Genomic DNA, 17860 nt, shown 5'->3' with positions numbered 1-17860 from the left:
TGCCGGGTGCCGCAGCCGGATGTTACGTGCTGGTCCAGTGCCATCACTGGCCGGTGCAGGCGATGGAGTTCTCCTCCATGGGTGAGAATGCGCCGTCCGAGCGGACGATCATCACCTGGATGCAGGTCTGCCCGGTGGGGCTGGGCCGCATCTTGACCGGCGGCTTGTCCACAGAATGGAATTCCAAGCTGTTCCCGCCTATGGTCCACACCTTCCACTTGTAGGTGTCCCCCTCCTTGGGCTGCGGATTGGTCCAGGTGAAGCTGGCCTCCCCGTCACCGCCGATGGATCCCTTGAGGCCTTCGACGTCCGGGACGGTGCCGTCGTCCAGGGCGTCCGCCGGGGGTTTGGTTACCTGCTGGGTGGGCACAGGCTTGGGGGTGCCGGGGGCCGCGTTGGCCACCACGATGCCCACCACCGCCGCCAGCGCCAGAAGGGTGCCCCCGGTGATTGCCAGCCAGAGGTTGCGTTTGCCGTGGTCCGCTTGCGGTGCCGCCTGCGGCTCGTCCACTTTCAGGGGCCGCTGGACCGTTGCGTCGGCGGTATAGGCGTCCTGCCCGGCATCGCTTACCGGCGCGCCGTAGTTCACCGCCCCCGGGGCGCCGCGCAGGACGGTGGACTGTGCCCACTCCCCCTGCCCGCCGCCGTCGGCCGGTTCTGTTCCGGAAGCGCCCGGTGCTCCTGCCGGACTGGCCGGGATGGAGGGCACTGCCGGGGCCGCCCGCCATTGGCTGGGCGCTGCGGGGGTGAAGGCCGACGGCGGGACGGCGCCTCCCCTGCGTCCGGTCGCGTCGGTCTGGGCGCCGGGAAGACTGGCGCCAGGAAAATTGGGGCTGGCTGCGTTGGGCCGGGTGCGTGCCGGGAAGGTGGGGGCGCTGCCGGTGCCTTCCGGGTCGATGGCGGCGATGCTGCGGACGCGCGTTTCCTCAGTGCCGTCATCCGGGTGGCCCTCGTCCTGCTGGGGCTCCTCCAGGACCTCGAAGGGCGTGACGGAGAGGTTGAGCTCGGCCTGGATGCGTTGCAGGGCCAGGGCGAAGGCGTGGGCCGAGGAGTACCGGGACTGCGGTGACTTGGCCATGGCCGTGGCCAGCGCCAGTTCCAGGGATTCCGGCACATCGGCCCGGCCCAGACGCGGCAGGGCCGTGTTGCTGATGCGGTTGATCAATTCGCGCTGCGAATTGTCCGCCCCGGGCATGACGAAGGGCGAGCGGCCGGCCAGCAGCGTGTAGAGCGTGGCGCCAAGGGCCCACACGTCCACCATGACGCCGTCCACGGGCCCGTCCCGGAACTGCTCGGGCGGGGACCACGGAATGGACATGCCGGAGTCGTCGTCCGAGTCCCCGGCGAGGGTGCCGGAGATGCCGAAGTCGGTCAGGGCAGGGCGGTTGTAGTCCGTCACCAGGATGTTGGCGGGCTTGATGTCACGGTGGGCGATGCCGGCACGGTGGGCTGTCTCCACCGCGGAGGCAACCTGGATGCCCACTGCCAGGACCTCGTCCACGCTGAAGCGCTGCCGCCGGTACCGGACGTCCAGGCTGGGCCGTGAGCAGTACTCCATGGCCAGGTAGGAGTGCCCGTCATCCGTCACTTCCGCTTCGAAAATGGTGACGATGTACGGGTGCGAGGACAGCTGGGCCATGAGGTTGGCTTCGGATTCGAACCGCCGCCGGGCGCCCTCTGTCTTCAGGTCGGAGAGCAGCACCTTGACCGCCACCTTTCGGCGCGGCCTGTCCTGTTCATAGAGGTATACGTCGGAGAAGCCGCCGGATCCCAGCAGGCTGATGTAGGTGAACCCCGGAATGCGGGGCGGCGGCGCAACGGGCCGTTTGGAACTCACGGAATCTCCTCAAAACGCAGTGAGATGTTGTCGCCCAGCTCCGCGATGTCGCCGTCGAGCAGGATGGCCATCTCGTTTTGGGCCAGGCGGCGCGGCGGCTGGCCTTCGCGGACCAGGACGGTGCCGTTGGTGGCTTTGAGATCGCAGAGCATGACGTGCCAGCCTTCGAGCCGCACCTCAACGTGGGACCTGGAGATGTCCCCGCCCGGGCTCGCCACCTGGACAAGGCGCGGCATGACCCCGCCCTGGACCCGGGATACGGACGGCTGCCTGCCAATGACCATCGACTGGTCCAGGTCCAGGAGTTCGCCCGTGGATAGGCGCATCCGGCCCAGCCGTGGACGTGCAACCTGGACGGCGTCGGGCAGCAGGGCGGCACCGCAGGCGCCGCACTGTGCACGGGTTGGCGGATTGGCGTGGCCCTGCGAACAGACGCGCGCCAGCACCAGCGGCCCGTCGCCGGCATCCTGCAGGGCGGCCTGCTGGTTTGCGGCCGGGACGGAGCCTGCTCCCGGAAGGCTGCTCTTCATAACCGTCTGGCCGTCGTGGTCGGGATCGAAGCCGGCCTCGGGCTGGGCCTGGGACGAGCTCTGGGCCGGCCCGGACGGGCCACCTTCGAATGCAACGGGGGCAGGGACTGGCGGAGCCGGCGGCGTGCCGAGGGTTGGCGGCGTGCTGGGTTCCGGGGCGGGTGTTGTCGCAGCTCCCGCGGTACGCCATGGGACGGAATCGATGAGGCCCGTGGAGGCAGGGCGGGGCGAGGCAGCCGCCGCGCCGGTTTCGGGGCCAGCTGCGGCAGGATTGCCGGCGCCGGTGGCAGTGTCGGAGTCCGCTGCCGGTCCAGAACCGGCTGCTGCACCCTCCAGGCCGGCGTCCTCCGCTGCACCAAGAGCGGCCAGCGGTTCGGCCGCGGGCAGGGCTGGAGGTTGCTGCGGGACCACATGGCCGGAGTCGGCATCGGGTTCCTCGCGCACCGCCGCGTCCTCGATGTTCCGCATCACAGTGCGGTCCCAGAGGTGGTCGTAGGAGCTGGTGAGTTCCTCGGCCGGAGCGGCATCGCCTGGATCAGTTTCCGCCCCGTCCGGTCCGGCCGGGCCGTCGCCAACCGGTCCGTCGCCAACCGGTGCCGGATTGGCAGGCTCCTCCAGCAGTTCCTCGTCGGCGTCGATGATGGCGCCCGGAGCGATGGTGGCGTCGGGATCAAGACCTTCGAGGTCAAGGCCTTCGGGGTCAAGAGCGTCGGCGGCGAACGCCTGGGGCAGGTTCCCGTCTTCCGCGCATTCCCCGTCCGGGGCCTCGTTCAGGTCGTCGTTCACGTCAGCAACCGGGTCTTCAACCGGGTCCACGTCCAGGTCCTCGTCAATCACCCCCACCACAATCCCGGCAACATGGCCGGCGTCGCCGCTACCATCGACTTCGCCGGCAGTGTCCACTTCACCGGCAGATTCCACTTCACCGGCCGCATTGACGGCAAAAGGGCCGTCGGGGGCGGCGGGAACATGTCCTGCTTCTGTACCGTCCGCAGGCGCCGTGCCTGTGATTACAGCCGTCCCCTCGCCCGCCGCCGTGCCAGTATCAGCAGCAGCGCCATCGACGGCGGCAGGACTTGGCTGTGTCCCAAAGATCAGGGACCGGAGCAGCACCACGCCCTCCCCGAGCGGCAGCCCGGGACCCTCTGCGGGCCATGCGCCGCCGGTGCCTGCAGCGCCGCCATCCGGGAGACCCAACCTGCATGTGCCGGGCACCACGAATTTGCGTTCGTTCCAGGTGGTTACGTCCCTTCCGTCAAGGTCAACGGCCCCGCTTGGCTGCTCGACGGTAAGGTCGATGGCGCCGCGCAGGAAGACCCGCAGGGACCCGTTGAAGTCAAGGATGGCGAAGGACGGTATGCGGGTTAGCGAGCCGCCGGAGCTGCTGGTCACGGCGGCGAGGACCTCGTGCGGTTCGGGCCGGCCGGCCAGGAGTTCCCACAGTGCGCCGGCCAGTTCAGCCGGCGCCTCGGGACCCAGCAGGACTGCAGTACGGGACCGGATGATGCCCAGCCAGCCGCCGGGAATGTAGCTAGCGCCGGTCATCGCCCGGCTCCCCCTCCAGCGAAGTGCCCTCGACCAGCCCGGCACCGTTCTCCAGCGCAGTGCCGTTTTCCAATGCCGCGCCGTTATCCAATGCCGCGCCGTCCACCAAGGGTTCGGGCAATGGATCCGTCACGGCCTCGGAGGACTGCGGGCGCGGCAGCGTCACTTCGTCCCCGTCAGCCGTGGTGTGGCGGGGCGCCGTGGTGCCTGCGCCGTCGTCGTTCGCCACGTTGCGCGCGTCCACCACGATGGCGGTGACGTTGTCACGGCCGCCGCTGCGCAGGGCCGCCTGGATCAGGGCGTCCACGGCCTCCTGCGGGTCCGCCACGGTACTGAGGATCCGCAGGATGTCATCGTCTGCCAGTTCGCCGGTGAGGCCGTCCGAGCAGACCAGCACGCGGTCGCCTTCCTCGACGGGGAGGAGCCAGTAGTCCGCCTCCGTCTCATCCCCGGTGCCCAGTGCCCGGGTGACCACGTGCCGACGCGGGTGGACGGTGGCTTCCTGGGCGGTGATTTCGCCCGCGTCCACCAGCTCCTGGACTTCGGAGTGGTCCACGCTGATCTGCTCGAACCGTCCCAGGCTGAGCCGGTAGGTGCGGGAGTCGCCGATGTTCATCACCAGCCAGTAGGGCATGCCCATCTGTTCCACAATGACGGCGCCCGTCAGCGTGGTACCGGCCCGGGCCCCGGCGGCTTCACGGATGGAGGCGTCGGCACGGACCAGGTACTGCTGGAGGACGGACGCCGTGATGTTCCGCTCCCCCGTGGTGACCTGGGGCATTTCGGCCAGGGCGCGCACGCACAGGCCGCTGGCAATCTCGCCGGCTTCGTGGCCGCCCATGCCGTCGGCCACGGCGAAGATGGGATCGGCTGCGATATACGAGTCCTCGTTCAGTTCCCGGCGGAGCCCCCTGTCCGTCCCGTAACCGCAGGAGAGGCTAAGGGCCGGCCCCGGCTGGATGGTGGAGGAAACACTGGCGGGGTGCTGGTTCATGCCTGTCCTAGGTAAAAGGTACGGTCTCCAAAATGCACGCTGGATCCCGGGGTAACAAACGTGGGGACGCCCGGCACCAAGGGGGTGCGCAGGCCGTCCGGGGTGGTGACGGCGCTTCCGTTGGTTGAGTGCCGGTCCGTCACCCAGATGCCGGCACCGTCGGTGAGCAGGTGCAGGTGGGTTTTCGAAATGGAGCGGCCGGGATCGTCCACGGCCAGCAGCTGGGCATGCTGCTCCCCGGCCTGTCCCACGGGGTTGCGGCCCACCAGGACGTTGCGGTCCAGCTGGAAGTCCCGCCCGTCGTCCAGGCGGATGCGCAGGACTGCCACCTGGGCCGGGGCACCGCTGCCGGGGCGCACCTGGGTGCGCTCGACGTCGTCGTCCACATGCGGCGGGGGCACCCGGTGACCGGAGGGAGCACCGGCAGAAGCGAAGCCCTGGACGGAGCCTTGCTCGAAGCCTGCCGGCGAACCGTGGGTACCAGCAGCCGGGGCACCTGCAGCAGGCGGCGCGAAGGATGCCGGCGAGGTGTAGGGCATGGTCTGGGACGGCATGGTGGCCGACGGCGCAGGTGCTTGGGGGGCCTGGGCTGGGGTTGCGTGGGGCGTCGCCGCCTGGGGCGCGCTGGGTTGGGGCGCGACGGGCGTCGGTGCGAATGGTACAGGGCTAAAGGGTGCCGGCGGCCGGGAGTCGGGTGCGGGGGATGCCGGCACGGGCGACGCCGGCGGTCCGGACGCTGAAGCCTGGGATCCCGCTGCCTGCTGTGCCTTGGCGCCGGCCACCGGGGACAGCACCTGCTGGACGGGCGGAAGGTCCAGGGGCGCAAAGCTGTAGGGCCCCTGGATGCCGCCGGTGGTGATGGGGTCCCGGCCCGCTTTCACGTCGAACACCAACGTTTTGGCAGCGTTGTCATTCCAGCCGCGCAGCCCGCCGCGCTTGTCCCATCGGCAGGAAACAACCACCAGCACCGCCCAGACGGCAGACACCAGAAGCAGCGGCCCAAGAATAAACAGGGCAACGTCGAACCACTTGAACACCACCACCAGCACCGCCACCAGCAGGGCCAGCAGGACACCGGCTCCCGTGATCAGGCCGCGCAGGAACACAGCTCCGGCACCGGGCGCGTAGCCGTCCTGGTCCGCACTGCGGATGCCCATCAGCAGGTTGCCCGGCGTCTTGCCGCTGCGGCTCTCCAGGCCGAGGACAACGAACAGGTAGGCCAGGGTCAGGCCCAGGCCGATGCCGCCGAACAGCACCAGGGATGACGTGTCGTAGACGATGAAGCCGCCGCTCCTGGTCCGCGTGATGCCGGCGAAACCGATGGCGAAGGTCACCACCAGCACCGCTAACCCAGGCAGCCAGTCAATGACGGCAGCACCAAGCCGCTTGCCCGCCGTAGCCGGAACAAGCTGAAGGTTCACTGCCATTCCCGTTCCTCCCCCTGGAGCGGCTTCCACCTTGGTGGAACCGCCGGTCCTGCCCGGCCCGGAGCCCGTGTATATGGGACCCGTCAATGCGCTGCCCGCCGGCTGACCTGCCGGGGGCCTTTCTACTACCGGGATAGTACCGGGAATCCCCGCCGCATGCTCGGGACGCGCCTCCCTGGCAGCACTCGGGCCGTGATCCGGAAGCAGGTCCGAAGTCCGGGTGCGGCGCGCCGCCCTGTTGGGCAGCGGCGCACCGCAGGCAGTGCAGAAGGTGGCCCCCGCACGGATCTGCTGTTGGCAGCGGGGGCAGCGTTCGGCGTCGCGCATCACTGCTGGTGTGGTCCTTGCTGGTTGGGTGCGTGCTGCTGGGGCGGCGCATCAGCGTTGCCGGAGGTACGACGACGGCGCGCGGCGAGGATCCCGGGCACCGTCGGGAGTGCCAAACGGCCGCCGCGCAGCTTCAGGCCGCTACCTGAGTTCATGGCTGTCCGGGCGTCGGCGAGCAGCGACCGGGGCGAGAACCGTGCCTGCTGCCGGCGCCAGAAGCCCATTCCGGAGGTCATTTCCTTCAGCGAGCCGTCAACGATGGTCCAGTACTCCCGGACCTGCTCCTCAGTGGGCTCCCCGGCGCCGAAGATTGACGCGTCCGCCCGGCGGGCCAGCATGGTGGTGGTCCCCGAGGTCGCCGGGAACGCCTCGGCCAGCACGGCGGCGCTTTCGCGCCTCGTCGACCGGGTGTCGACGGCGGCACCCAGGTCCGTCGCCAGGCTCACTACCTCGTTCCATCCTCCGCCCACACGCTGGGCGGGGAGGCCATCACGGAAACGCGACTTCCGCCGTCGTGCCTTCAGCAAAGCAATCAGCAACAACGGCAGGGCCAGGACGACCACCGGGATGGCCGCGACGCCCAAGGCACCCAGGAGCGCGCCCCAGAACAGCCACGGGTTGTTCTTCTTCTGGTCCGCGTCCAGCGCGTCCGGCGAGGAGTCCGGCGGCAGGTCCGCCGGCTCCTGCGGCGGGGGCGGCGGCTGCAGCACCTGCGGCTTGGGCTTGGACTTGCTTTCGGGGTCCGGCGGGATGGGGATGTTGTCCTTGGGCGGGGTGGGGTCGAAGCTGACCCAGCCCACCCGCTCGAACGCCACCTCCACCCAGGCGTGGACGTCCTTGCCGGTGATCTTCACCTCGCCCGCGCCGTTCTCGGGACTGGTCGGTTCCGGGTAGAAGCCCATCACCACGCGGGACGGAATGCCCAAGTGCCGCAGCATCAAGGACATGGCCACCGCGTACTGTTCATCGTCACCGAGCATCTGCTTGGCTGTGAGCAGGCTGCGGATGCGGGCAGAGCCGTGGCCGGAAACGCTGGGCAGCTGCCCCTCGCTCACCAAGCCGTTGCTGAACGCCCCGGTCTTCTGGAAGTGGGCCTCAATCTGGCGCACCCGGTCGATCGCGGTCGGGGCATCAGCGGACAGGTCGTTCGCCTGGGAGCCCACCACCGGCGGTACCTCAAGGGGGTCCGGGAGGGAGATCTTGGCGAAGTCGTACTGGGTCAGCTGGCCGTGCTCGAGCTTGACGGGGTCGGAGACCTGGACGGTATAGGAGTCGCCCTTTGACAGCCCGCTGGTGGTGACAGCGGTGTCCGATCCCGGGTTGAAGTAGAGTCCCCCAGCCGCTGCAGACCCGGGCTGGTCAAAGCTGATGCCGGTGGTCTTGCGCCCGCCGGGGACAAAGTAGCCCTGGTAGTCCTCGATGTTGATGCTGATCGAGTAATCGTTGGTGGGAACTACCCCGGACGTGTCGGCGAGCGTATTGATGGACTTGGCGTCGCCCACCTTGCTGAAGTTGCCCGAGCCGTTGGGGTCCATGTTGTAGTTGGTGCCGTTGAAGGCGTCCAGGGCCCCCAGGCGCACCCGGCCGTCGCGCGGGAGGCCCTTGACCACGAACAGGGTGTCGTCCTTCTTGTCCTTCACGTACGTCCGGAAGCTGGCCAGCGGGGTGATGTAGTCCTTGGGATCGAACGGCGGCACCACCACGTTGCGGAGGACTTTCCGGTCCTCCCCTGCGCTGACCAGCGGCGCGGCCACTGCTGTGATCCCGACGCTGACGGCGATGACTCCCGCCGCCATGCCCAGCCGGCGGATCCTGGCCCGCCGCGCGGTGGCGCTGTCATTCTGCGGGTTGTTCACCGCCACCCGCCTGGTGCTGTTCCGCCGCAGGGCGTCCCGGCGGAACGTTGCCCAGGCGATGCCCAGCACGGTCAGCCCGATGCCGCGTTCCAGCGTCAGGAAGGCGGCATTGGTGCTGAAGGCGATGCCGGTGACGAACAGGACCAGCACGGGAAGGAGGGGCAGGTAGGGGCTGCGGAGCCGCCAGGTCAGGAGAGCGGCCACGAGGGCCGTGATGAGCGAGCTCAGGAACGGGACGATGAGCACGCCGCCGGCTGTGCCCACCGGCACGCCGACCGTGAGCATGTCCTTCCAGGCAAAGACGACACCCAGCAGCAGGGTCCGCAGCGAGTCCAGGGTGGGGACGAAGCCTGCGATGGCGGCGTCCGGCACTGCCAGCCAGGTCCCGAGCACCAGGTACGCGGCCAGGGCCAGGGCGGTGGTGATCAGCAGGCCCAGGCGCAGGTGGGCGTTGGCGGCCCCAATGGCCAGGCCCAGGATGATGCCGCCGAATCCGGAGACCAGGTAATAGGGGTCCCCGCCGAAGCTCAGGCCGAAGCCAAGCAGGCCCAGGCCCAGCAGGACCACCAGGGCGCCGGCGTCGAGCAGGAAGTGCCAGAGCGGCTGCCCGTCAGCGAAGGCCGACTCCGTGGTGGCGGCCTTCCGCCGGGTACGGGTGGGCGGGATGGAAGTTTGCGGTGAACGGCCCGGTGCGGTGCTCATGCTGCCGCCTTTCTCAGCACGATGGCAAGGTCGGCAAGGTCGCCGAGCGTCAGGACAGTAAGGTCCGCGATGTTGGCCCGTGTGGGCGCCGCCCCGGCTTCCACCCGGACTGCGAGGCTTCGCACGCCGGGCGGTACCGAGGCGGCGGCGGAACGGAGTTGGGTTGCCGTTACGTTGCTGCCCACCACGAAGAAGACCACGGAGGCGTTGGGGACGGTGTCGGCCAGGGTGCGGGCAAGGTCGACGGCGGTGCGGCGCATGGGCGAGCCGACGATCCGTGTCATGTCGTCCAGCATGTTCCGGCCGGTTTCACAGCGCAGCGGCCCCTTTTGGGTCAGGACATCCAGTTCCCGCTGTTCGCGGATGGCCTGCCGGCCGATGGAGGCAGCCACCGAGATGGCCATCTCGAACTCGGTTTCGGAGGCGTATTCCTCGGTGTTGATGGACAGCGAGATGGCCAGGTGGGCACGGCGGGTTTCCTCGAACTGGCGCACCATCAGTTTGTTGGTCCGGGCCGTGGTCTTCCAGTGGATGTGCCGGCGGTCATCGCCCGGCACATAGTCGCGGAGGGCGTGGAAGGAGACGTCGGCGCTGGAGAGCTCGGTGGTGGGCATGCCTTCGAGGTCGCGGATGAAGCCTGCGGCGGAGCCCGCCAGGGCGACCGTGCGCGGGTGGACGAAGAGGTCCTCCGGCTCGGTCCACAGGACTTGGCGGCGCAGGAGGTGCAGGGGGTCTGCCCGGACGGATCGGACCGGTCCCACCACGATGACGGCGCGCCGCGCGGTGGGGATGGTGAACAGGTCTTCGTGGACCTGTCCGGGCTTCATCCGGGGCAGGTGGAAGACGGCCGTGGTGCTGCCCACCGGCAGTTCCAGCGCGGCCGGTAGCAGCGGGCGTGCCGAGGTGTTGGAGACCGCAATGCTGCCCACGGCGCTGTCCCCCACCGCCACACGCGTACGGGCCAGGTCCAGGACCACCCCGTAGGAGGACCGGCCCAGGATGAAGGCAACGGCGATGACGAACATGGCGAACGCGGCAATGGAGGCTGCCGTGGCTTCCTGCCAGCCGAATGCCTGGCCGGTGGTCCAGAGCAGGATGGCTGCTGCCAGGACGGACCAGCCAAGGATGCTGACCACGGAAAGGACCGGCCACGCATACTTCAGCCAGGTGTCACGGACGGCCCGCCAGCCGGGTGTCAGGGCCTGGAGGGCGGTGCTGCTCGCTTCGGACCATACCGCCGCAGGATGCAGGCGGGTGGGGCGGCCGTTCCGGTGGAAGAGCTGCTGGAATCGCTCCGCGAACCGGGTCAACGGGGTGCCGCTGGACGTGCCGTCGGACATAGGGGTGTGCCTTCGTTGTTGCGCTGGGATGGAGTGGTGGTGGCTGCAGCGCCAGGCTGCAGCCGGTCCGGTCAGGCGTTGGTGCGCTGCTGTGGTGCGGCGACGTCGGTGAGGATCCTGGTCAGGACAGCCTCAGCGGTGGCACCGGAGAACTCGGCCTCGGGATCCATCACGAACCGGTGGGTCCACACCACGGAGGCCAGTTCCTTGATGTCATCCGGCAGGACGAAGTTGCGTCCCTGCGAGGCGGCCCACACCTTGGCGGCCCGCACCATGGCAAGGGCGCCGCGCACGGAGACACCGAGCCGGGTTTCGGGGGCGTTGCGGGTTTCTTCGCACAGGCGGGAGATGTACTCCAGCACCGCGGTGTCGATGTGCGCGGTTGCCGCAAGGTCCGCCATGTCTGCCACGGCCTGGGTGGTGATGACGGCGGACAGTTCCTTGGAGCGGTCCTTCAGGTTGCTGCCGCCCAGGAGCCGGACGGTGGACGCGTGGTCCGGGTAGCCAATGGACGTCTTGATCAGGAAGCGGTCCAGCTGGGCTTCGGGCAGGCGGTACGTGCCGGCCTGCTCGATGGGGTTCTGGGTGGCCATGACCATGAACGGGCGGCCCGCGGAGTAGGTGACGCCGTCCACGGTGACCCGGGATTCTTCCATGACTTCGAGGAGGGCCGACTGCGTCTTGGGCGACGCACGGTTGATTTCATCGGCCAGGACGATGTTGTTGAAGATCGGGCCCTTGTGGAACTCGAACTTCTGCGTCTTCTGGTCGTAGATGGTCACACCGGTCACGTCCGACGGCAGCAGGTCGGGGGTGAACTGGATGCGGTTGTTGGAGCCCTGGACGGTGGCTGCGAGGGCGCGGGCCAGGGAGGTCTTGCCGGTGCCCGGCGCATCCTCGAACAGGACGTGGCCCTCGGCCAGCATCGCGGTGAAGGTCAGCCGGATGACGTGTTCCTTGCCCAACACCGCCTGCCCCACGTTGGCAACCAGCTTTTCGAATGTGTCGGCAAACCACTCGGCCTGCTCGATGGTCATGGTCATGAAAGTTGTTCTTCCTCTGGTTGTGGCTGGTTTGTCGTGTTGTTGTGAAGACCGGGTTGCCGCGGTCTTAGTAGCTCGCCGGGCAGGAGCCCATTCCGGCAGTTGAGCCGGTGATGGTGTCAGCCCTGATGAACCGGTACTGATTGGTCCACCGGCTGCCGTTCCGTTCGTAGATGTAGTACCAGCGGCTTGAGCCCCATCCATCGCGGTAGCACTCGAGTCCAAGGTTGGAGCCCTGCGGCATCATGTAGGACGTGCAGGTTCCGCTGGACCAGTGGTCTCCGCTGCCCTTGGCTTCCTCAAGGCAGCTGTTGACCCGGACCGTGACGTTCCACAGCTTGGGTCCCGGAGGCGGCGGTGCGGCACCGCTGCTGGACGTATCGCTGCCGATGCGTCCCGGCTGTCCGGCGCTGACGGCGCGTACCTCCAGCTTGTGCGTCTGGCTGAAGCCAACGCTCTTGGAGAAGCTGCGCTGTGTGGTGTCCTGCCATGCGCCGTTGTCCAGGCTGATCTGGTATCCGGTAACAGCGCGCCCGTTGCCGTCCGGCTGGTTCCAGGTCCAGGAGACCGTCTGGTCACCCACCCCGCTGCTCTTGCTGCCGGTGACATTCGGGGCAAAGGCCAGGCCATACGGGTTGACGGCGTTCGATGGCGCACTGGCGTCACCGGCGGAAGTGCTGCGGGATGAAACCGCCCACACCACCACCGATGTTTGCGTGCCGTTGGCTGCCGCCACCACGCCGCCACCGGCGGGGATGGAGCCGGAGCCCCCACCGGAGGTCAGGCTGTAACGATAGGTAATTTCGCTGGTCGCCGAGCCGTTCCGCTGGGCGTCCGTCAGTGGCGTAAACCGGACGTCGATCTTGCCGCCGTTGCCGTTGGTGTCCACCAGGGAGGCCGAGGGCGCTGCCACCGTTCCGGGTTTGCCCACCGCACGCGTTGCAGCCGACGGCGCGCTGGTGCCGCTGGTGCCCGCCTTGTTGGTGGCCGAAACGGTGAAGGTGTAGCTGGACTCCGAGTTATCCACCGTGACGTTCTGCGACGTCCCGGAAACCTGCTGGGTTGCAACGGCGGCTCCGCCCCGAAGCGTGGTCAGCGTGTAGGCGGAGACGGCGTCACCGTTGTTATTGGGTGCCGACCACACCACTCGCAGCTGGCTCTGCGAACCAACGGGCGTGGCCTGTGCCACGCTCGGCGCTGCCGGTGTTGCGGGCACGCCGGCGGGAACTTCGGCCGCCGAATAGGGACTCCACTCGGACGGATCCTTGGCGTCGTTCCGGGCCAGGACCCGCACCTTGTAGGACACGCCGTTCTGCAGGCCCTTCCACACGTAGTTGACCGACGTCAGCCCTTGGATCTGGGCGTTCTGGCCCGCAGGAGCAGGCGAGATCTCCAGGTCGTAGGACTTCACCGGCGAGCCCTTGCTGGCCGGAGCGGCCCAGGCGACCGTCAGTTGCTTGTCACCGAACTTCAGCGACGGCGCAAGAGGCGTATCCGGCTTCACGTCCGGACGGACATCCGCCGACGCCGGGGAACGGTCAGACTCACCGAACTCGTTGGTGGCCGTCACCTGGAAGTGGTACGTCGTGTTGTTCGTCAGGCCGTTCAAGGTGCAGGTATTGGCAGGGCAGTCCTGCCGGAAGCCTGCCTCCCCGTACACGGTGTACTTGGTAATGGCTGAACCGCGGTCGGCGGGAGCGGACCAGTTGAGCAGTGCGGTTTGGTCCCCTACGCTCTGGGCCTGCGGCGTGGTGGGAGCCGTAGGCTTGTCCTTGACGGTGAGCCGGACCCGGGCCGTGGCATGCCGGGAGCTGTCTTGTGTCTTGTCCTCCACCGTGTACGCAACCACCAGGGTTCCGGTGAAGCCCGGCGCCGGGGTAACGGTGATCGAATCACCGTTGACCCCCACATTGCCGCTGCCGGTCTCGGTGTTCGCAGCGATGATCTTCAGCGGGGTTTCCGGGAACGGGTTGGCGTCGTTTGCCAGGACGTTGATGGTGACGGGCTTTCCTGCCGCAGCGTTCGGCTCGACGTCGTCGTTGGCCACGGGCTTGGGCCGGTTGGAAGCCGTCACGGCAAGCTGGTACGTCGCCGTCGCTTCAAGCCCGCGCGGGTCCGTCGCCTTGACCTGGACGGCAGCCCGGGTGCCGGTGGCGGTGGAATCCGCAGCCGAAACCTTCAACGTCTGGCCTTCGATGCGTGCGTTGAAGCCTCCCGGGGAGTCCCCTACCAGCTGGTACTTCATCTTCTCGACGTCGTCCTGGTCGGGATCTGAGGTGAGCTTGCCGAGGTCGGTGCTGGCCGAGTCACCCTTGGGAACATCCACGTTGGCGCCCAGCAGTTCCGGCGGGTTGTTCTTGTTGGGGTCCGGCAGGACCTTGGTGCGGATGCTGAGGGTCGACTTCAGGCCGGCAGGATCGTCGGGTCCTGAGCCGTCGGTCACTTCGAAGGTGAGCGATCCAGGGCCAACATAGTCGGCACCTGCGGAATACTTGAGCCCGGCACCGTCCCTGATGATGGGGTCGCCGCCGTCGGCTCCAATGAGCTTGATCCGGTCCGCTTGGGTCAACCTGGGTGACCTGCCTTCACGCACCTTGACCCATTCCTTGAGGTCGACGTCGACAGACTGGCCGGCCACCACTTCGAGGACCTCGTCCTTGGCCAGGGTCGGGACCTGCTGCCCCAGGCCGGGCACCCAGATAATGGCGGTGGACTGCTGGCCGTCCACGTCTTCCACGGTGTACGGGATGAGCTGCGGCTGTTCGGTGAGGTCCACCAGCACGTTGCCGTTGCCGCCCGGGCGGGCAGTGGCGGCCTCGGTGCTGATCTTCAGGTTCTCGCCGACGCCATCGGGATCCTCATCGTTCTTGAGGACCGGCACGTCCACGGCGGTCTTGCCCATGGCCTGGGCCGAGGTCACCCTGTCGTCGCGGGCAATCGGGGCCTTCAGCGGCACGTCGTTGTCAACCACCAGGCGGATGGTGGCCTGGGCCGTTGCATCGCGGTCGTCGGCGACGGTGTAACGGACGTTGACGGTCCCGGCCTCGTTCGGTGCCAGAAGGATGATGCGGCCGCTGTTCTTGCTCACGGTGGCCTGCAGGGCCGGATCGGCCTCGATGCCGTCGGTGAGGATGCGGATGCGGTCGCCGTCGGGATCCGTGTCGTTGGCGATGGCGTCAACGGCGATCTGACGCCCGGGCCGGACCCGGACTTCATCGTCCACAGGTGTCGGCTTCTGGTTGATCTCACCACGCGGCGCGATGCCCACCGTCACGGTGCCTGTATTTGTCGCGCCCTGCCGGTCCACCACTTTGTAGCGGAACGTGTCAGTACCTGCACCGTCCCCCGCAGCCGTGAAGTCGATGAAGTTGCTGCCAACGGTGGCGGTGCCCATGGCAGGGGTGCTGTCGATGCCTGTCAACTGAACGGAGTCGCCGTCGGGGTCGATGCCGTCCAGGGGCACGGGAATCCTGACGGTGCCGGCCGCCACCACGCGCGCGGTGAGGTTGCGCGGCTGGGGCCGGGAGTTCTCCGCGCCTTCGAGCGGAAGGATGTGGATTGTTACCGCGGCGGCGCTTTTCTGCCCCTGCGGGTCCACCGCGTTATAGATGGCCCGGACGGTCTTGGGCTGGCTGCCGGCAATAAAGCGGAGCGTGTTTTCGGAGACGAAGCTCTTGCCGTCGGCGGGATCAACGGCCTGCGGCAGGACCGGGTCAACGGTCAGTTCCTGGCCCTGCGGGTGGGTGTCATTGTCCAGGACCGGAATGGTGACCACGTCATTGACGCGGACGTTCACTTCGTCGGGCTTGGGCTGCGGGGCTTCCACGACGGCGGGGGCCGGGACCGGCACCACGGAGACGCTGCCGGTGGCCGACTTCTTTCCGTTGGACATGGTGTACTCGAACAGGATGGGGTCCTTGGTCCCCAGAATGTCGGTGATCCGCAGGACGCTGTGGTTGATCACACTGACGGATACGGTGGCGTTGTCCGGAAGCTTGACGGACTGCAGCACCAGGACTCCGCCGGAGGGGTCGGAGTCGTTCGCCAGCGGGTCCAGCAGCACGCTTCCGCCGGTGGGCATCAGGGCAACGTCGTGCACCGCCACCGGATCACCGCCGTCGTTGCCGGACTCCACGTCCACGCGGATGAGTCCCTGGCTGCTTTGCGGTCCGTTGCTGGCAATGTAGGTCAAGTAGACCGGGCCGGGGGTGCTGCTGCGGAAGGTAAAAGTGCCGCCGTCAGTCACGGGGCCAAGTTCGGCCGGCCCGTTGGCTTCCACCTGGGCAAGCCGGAGGGCACCTCCGTTGGGGTCGACGTCGTTCTTCAGGGGCGAGATCACCAGGTCCTGGCCCACAACGGCGGTGACGTGGTCGGCGTTGACCACCGGTGCCAGGGCTCCGGGCGGCTGGACGTTGACCACAACCTTGCCGGTAACCGTGGCGCGGCCGTCCCAGATGGTCACCTGGACATTCTTCTTGCCCGCCGTGGCGCCGGAGTCCTGGAAAGTGAGGAGCCCGTCGCGCCGGACCTTGACCTGGTCCTGGTCGTTGTCGGCCTTCGCGTCAAGCAGGACCAGGTCGTCGCCGTCGGGGTCGATCCAGTCGGTGAGGATGTTCTGGCTGACGGTCTTGCCCTGTTCCACCAGCATGGTGGTGTCCTCGCCGCGCTTGAACTTAGGCGGCTTGTTCTCGTCCGGTCCCACCACCGTTAAGGCGACCTGGCCGGTGGCGGACAGGCCACGGCCGTCGGAGGCACTGTAGTTGAAGGTCTCCGTGCCCGGTTTTGCGTCTGCGGGAACGGTGATCTGGAACGCCGTCCCGCCGTAGATGCTCTCAAGGTTGCCGGCCTTGGGTGCAGCCTCCGGCGCCACGGCAGCCGTGAGTACGTCACCGTCGGGGTCGGAGTCATTGTCCAGAACACTCAGGATAGTGGTGCGGCCAGGGCGGACACCGACGGCGTCCGGCTTGGTTTCCGGCGGCCGGTTGGGCTTGGTGCGGTCCGGCAGGACATTGATGGTGTTGTTGTCCGCGGATTCCTGGTCCTGGTCATCGGACTGGTTTTTGGGCGGAACAACGTCGTCCCAGTTGTTGACCAGCTGCATGTTCTGGTTCACCAACCACACATTCCCGGAGTTCACATCATTGAGGACCACCAGGTCCCGGTTCACCCGAAAAACATACGACGGCGACGCACTCGCCTTGGGCACGTCCACCTTCTTATCGTCCCCATCATTGGTGCAATCCCGCACATACTTGTTCGCACCCGACCACGCCGCATGCACACACCCACCCAACTGCACCGGCGCAGCAGGCACACCCTCACCATCAAAGCCCACCGTCTTCGCCGTACCGCCATCCAACGGCTGCTCCAACAACGCCTTCCGCGTCGCCACCGCCACAACATCACTACCCGGCCCCGCCTGCTGAAGCTTCGCCTCCCGCGCGTCCTCCAACGCCAACTTCTTACCGCCGGGCAAAAACAGGTTCCCCGCCGCAGCATCCAACACCACCGGCCGGTCCCCCACCACCGTCATCTGCAAATCCCCGGCACCCTTAAGCCCATCCCAAACACTGGACTCCGAGGACGTCACCGCACCATCAGCATCCACCCCCGTCACCGTCACCGCCCCGGTCTTCGGATCCGCAGAATAAATCCGGTCATCAGAACCAACAGCCGACACAATCCCCGCCGAGCCCACCATCACCGGCTCCGACGCTTCCTTGTCAAAACCATTCACCGTGGACGGCGACACCGCCCACACCTTCCCCGACGCCGCATCCGTCACCGAAATCGTCCGCGCACCAAAACTCACATCCGCCGCCCCCGGCAACTGCTTATCCCCACCAAGACGCATATTCGCCGGCGACACCTGATTCAACGTCGAACCAGTCTCATCATCAACAAACACCTCACCGGCATGCTGCAACACATCAAACGTCGTCGACGCCGGAGTCACCGCACCATCCAACACCCGCGACGGATAATTCAACCGCCCCACAGCATTCTTCGACTTCGACACCACCCACACGCCACCGTCATTCAACTCCACCTCAGTGGTCTTAAACCCCGGATACAACACAGCACCCGTCACCACCACAGCCACCACAGCACCAAACGCAGTACCGGTGACGAGTTTCCTATGTCGCTTTTTCAGCCCAAGCTTCCCCAGCAGAGTTGTCACAGCGTTACTTTTCCCTCAGATTGTGTAGCCAGATGGCGGCCTGTTCGCAGGACAGGCAGCAGGCTTTCTTTCCCCGCG

General features: G+C 67.5%; 8 protein-coding genes. All 8 read right to left on the bottom strand.

Annotation, left to right across the window (positions count from 1 at the left end):
• Positions 1-43: 43 nt before the first annotated feature.
• The 8 genes from ACFO0G_RS07050 to ACFO0G_RS07015 all read right to left on the bottom strand — a co-directional run bounded on the left by ACFO0G_RS07050 (position 44) and on the right by ACFO0G_RS07015 (position 17782).
• Positions 44-1837, bottom strand: coding sequence for a serine/threonine protein kinase (locus ACFO0G_RS07050; protein WP_286402967.1), 1794 nt, complete (start codon positions 1835-1837; stop codon positions 44-46).
• Positions 1834-3912 (bottom strand): FHA domain-containing protein, encoded by a 2079-nt coding sequence (locus tag ACFO0G_RS07045; RefSeq protein WP_376976891.1) that lies wholly within the window; start codon positions 3910-3912, stop codon positions 1834-1836. The genes ACFO0G_RS07050 and ACFO0G_RS07045 overlap by 4 nt, the downstream gene beginning before the upstream one ends.
• Positions 3899-4906, bottom strand: coding sequence for a PP2C family protein-serine/threonine phosphatase (locus ACFO0G_RS07040; RefSeq protein WP_376976890.1), 1008 nt, complete (start codon positions 4904-4906; stop codon positions 3899-3901). The genes ACFO0G_RS07045 and ACFO0G_RS07040 overlap by 14 nt, the downstream gene beginning before the upstream one ends.
• Complete coding sequence (locus ACFO0G_RS07035; RefSeq protein ID WP_376976889.1) at positions 4903-6660, bottom strand: RDD family protein; 1758 nt, start codon at positions 6658-6660, stop codon at positions 4903-4905. The genes ACFO0G_RS07040 and ACFO0G_RS07035 overlap by 4 nt, the downstream gene beginning before the upstream one ends.
• Positions 6660-9218 carry a transglutaminase-like domain-containing protein gene (locus ACFO0G_RS07030; RefSeq protein WP_286402961.1) on the bottom strand — a complete coding sequence of 853 codons (2559 nt, stop codon included), beginning with the start codon at positions 9216-9218 and terminating at the stop codon, positions 6660-6662. The genes ACFO0G_RS07035 and ACFO0G_RS07030 overlap by 1 nt, the downstream gene beginning before the upstream one ends.
• The gene (locus ACFO0G_RS07025; protein ID WP_286402959.1) at positions 9215-10558 is read right to left on the bottom strand and encodes a DUF58 domain-containing protein; all 1344 of its coding nucleotides are present in this window, start codon (positions 10556-10558) and stop codon (positions 9215-9217) included. The genes ACFO0G_RS07030 and ACFO0G_RS07025 overlap by 4 nt, the downstream gene beginning before the upstream one ends.
• Positions 10559-10629: 71 nt before the next feature.
• A complete protein-coding gene (locus tag ACFO0G_RS07020; protein WP_286402957.1) occupies positions 10630-11601 on the bottom strand; it encodes an AAA family ATPase in 972 nt (323 codons plus the stop codon).
• 67 nt (positions 11602-11668) lie between these two features.
• Positions 11669-17782 carry an Ig-like domain-containing protein gene (locus ACFO0G_RS07015; RefSeq protein WP_376976888.1) on the bottom strand — a complete coding sequence of 2038 codons (6114 nt, stop codon included), beginning with the start codon at positions 17780-17782 and terminating at the stop codon, positions 11669-11671.
• Between the last annotated feature and the right edge of the window lie 78 nt (positions 17783-17860).

The organism is Arthrobacter sedimenti, from assembly GCF_042652025.1.
GTDB classification, from domain to species: Bacteria; Actinomycetota; Actinomycetes; order Actinomycetales; family Micrococcaceae; genus Arthrobacter; species Arthrobacter sedimenti.
Note: the sequence above shows the minus strand (reverse complement) of the source record. Positions and strands in the feature narration are given on the sequence as shown.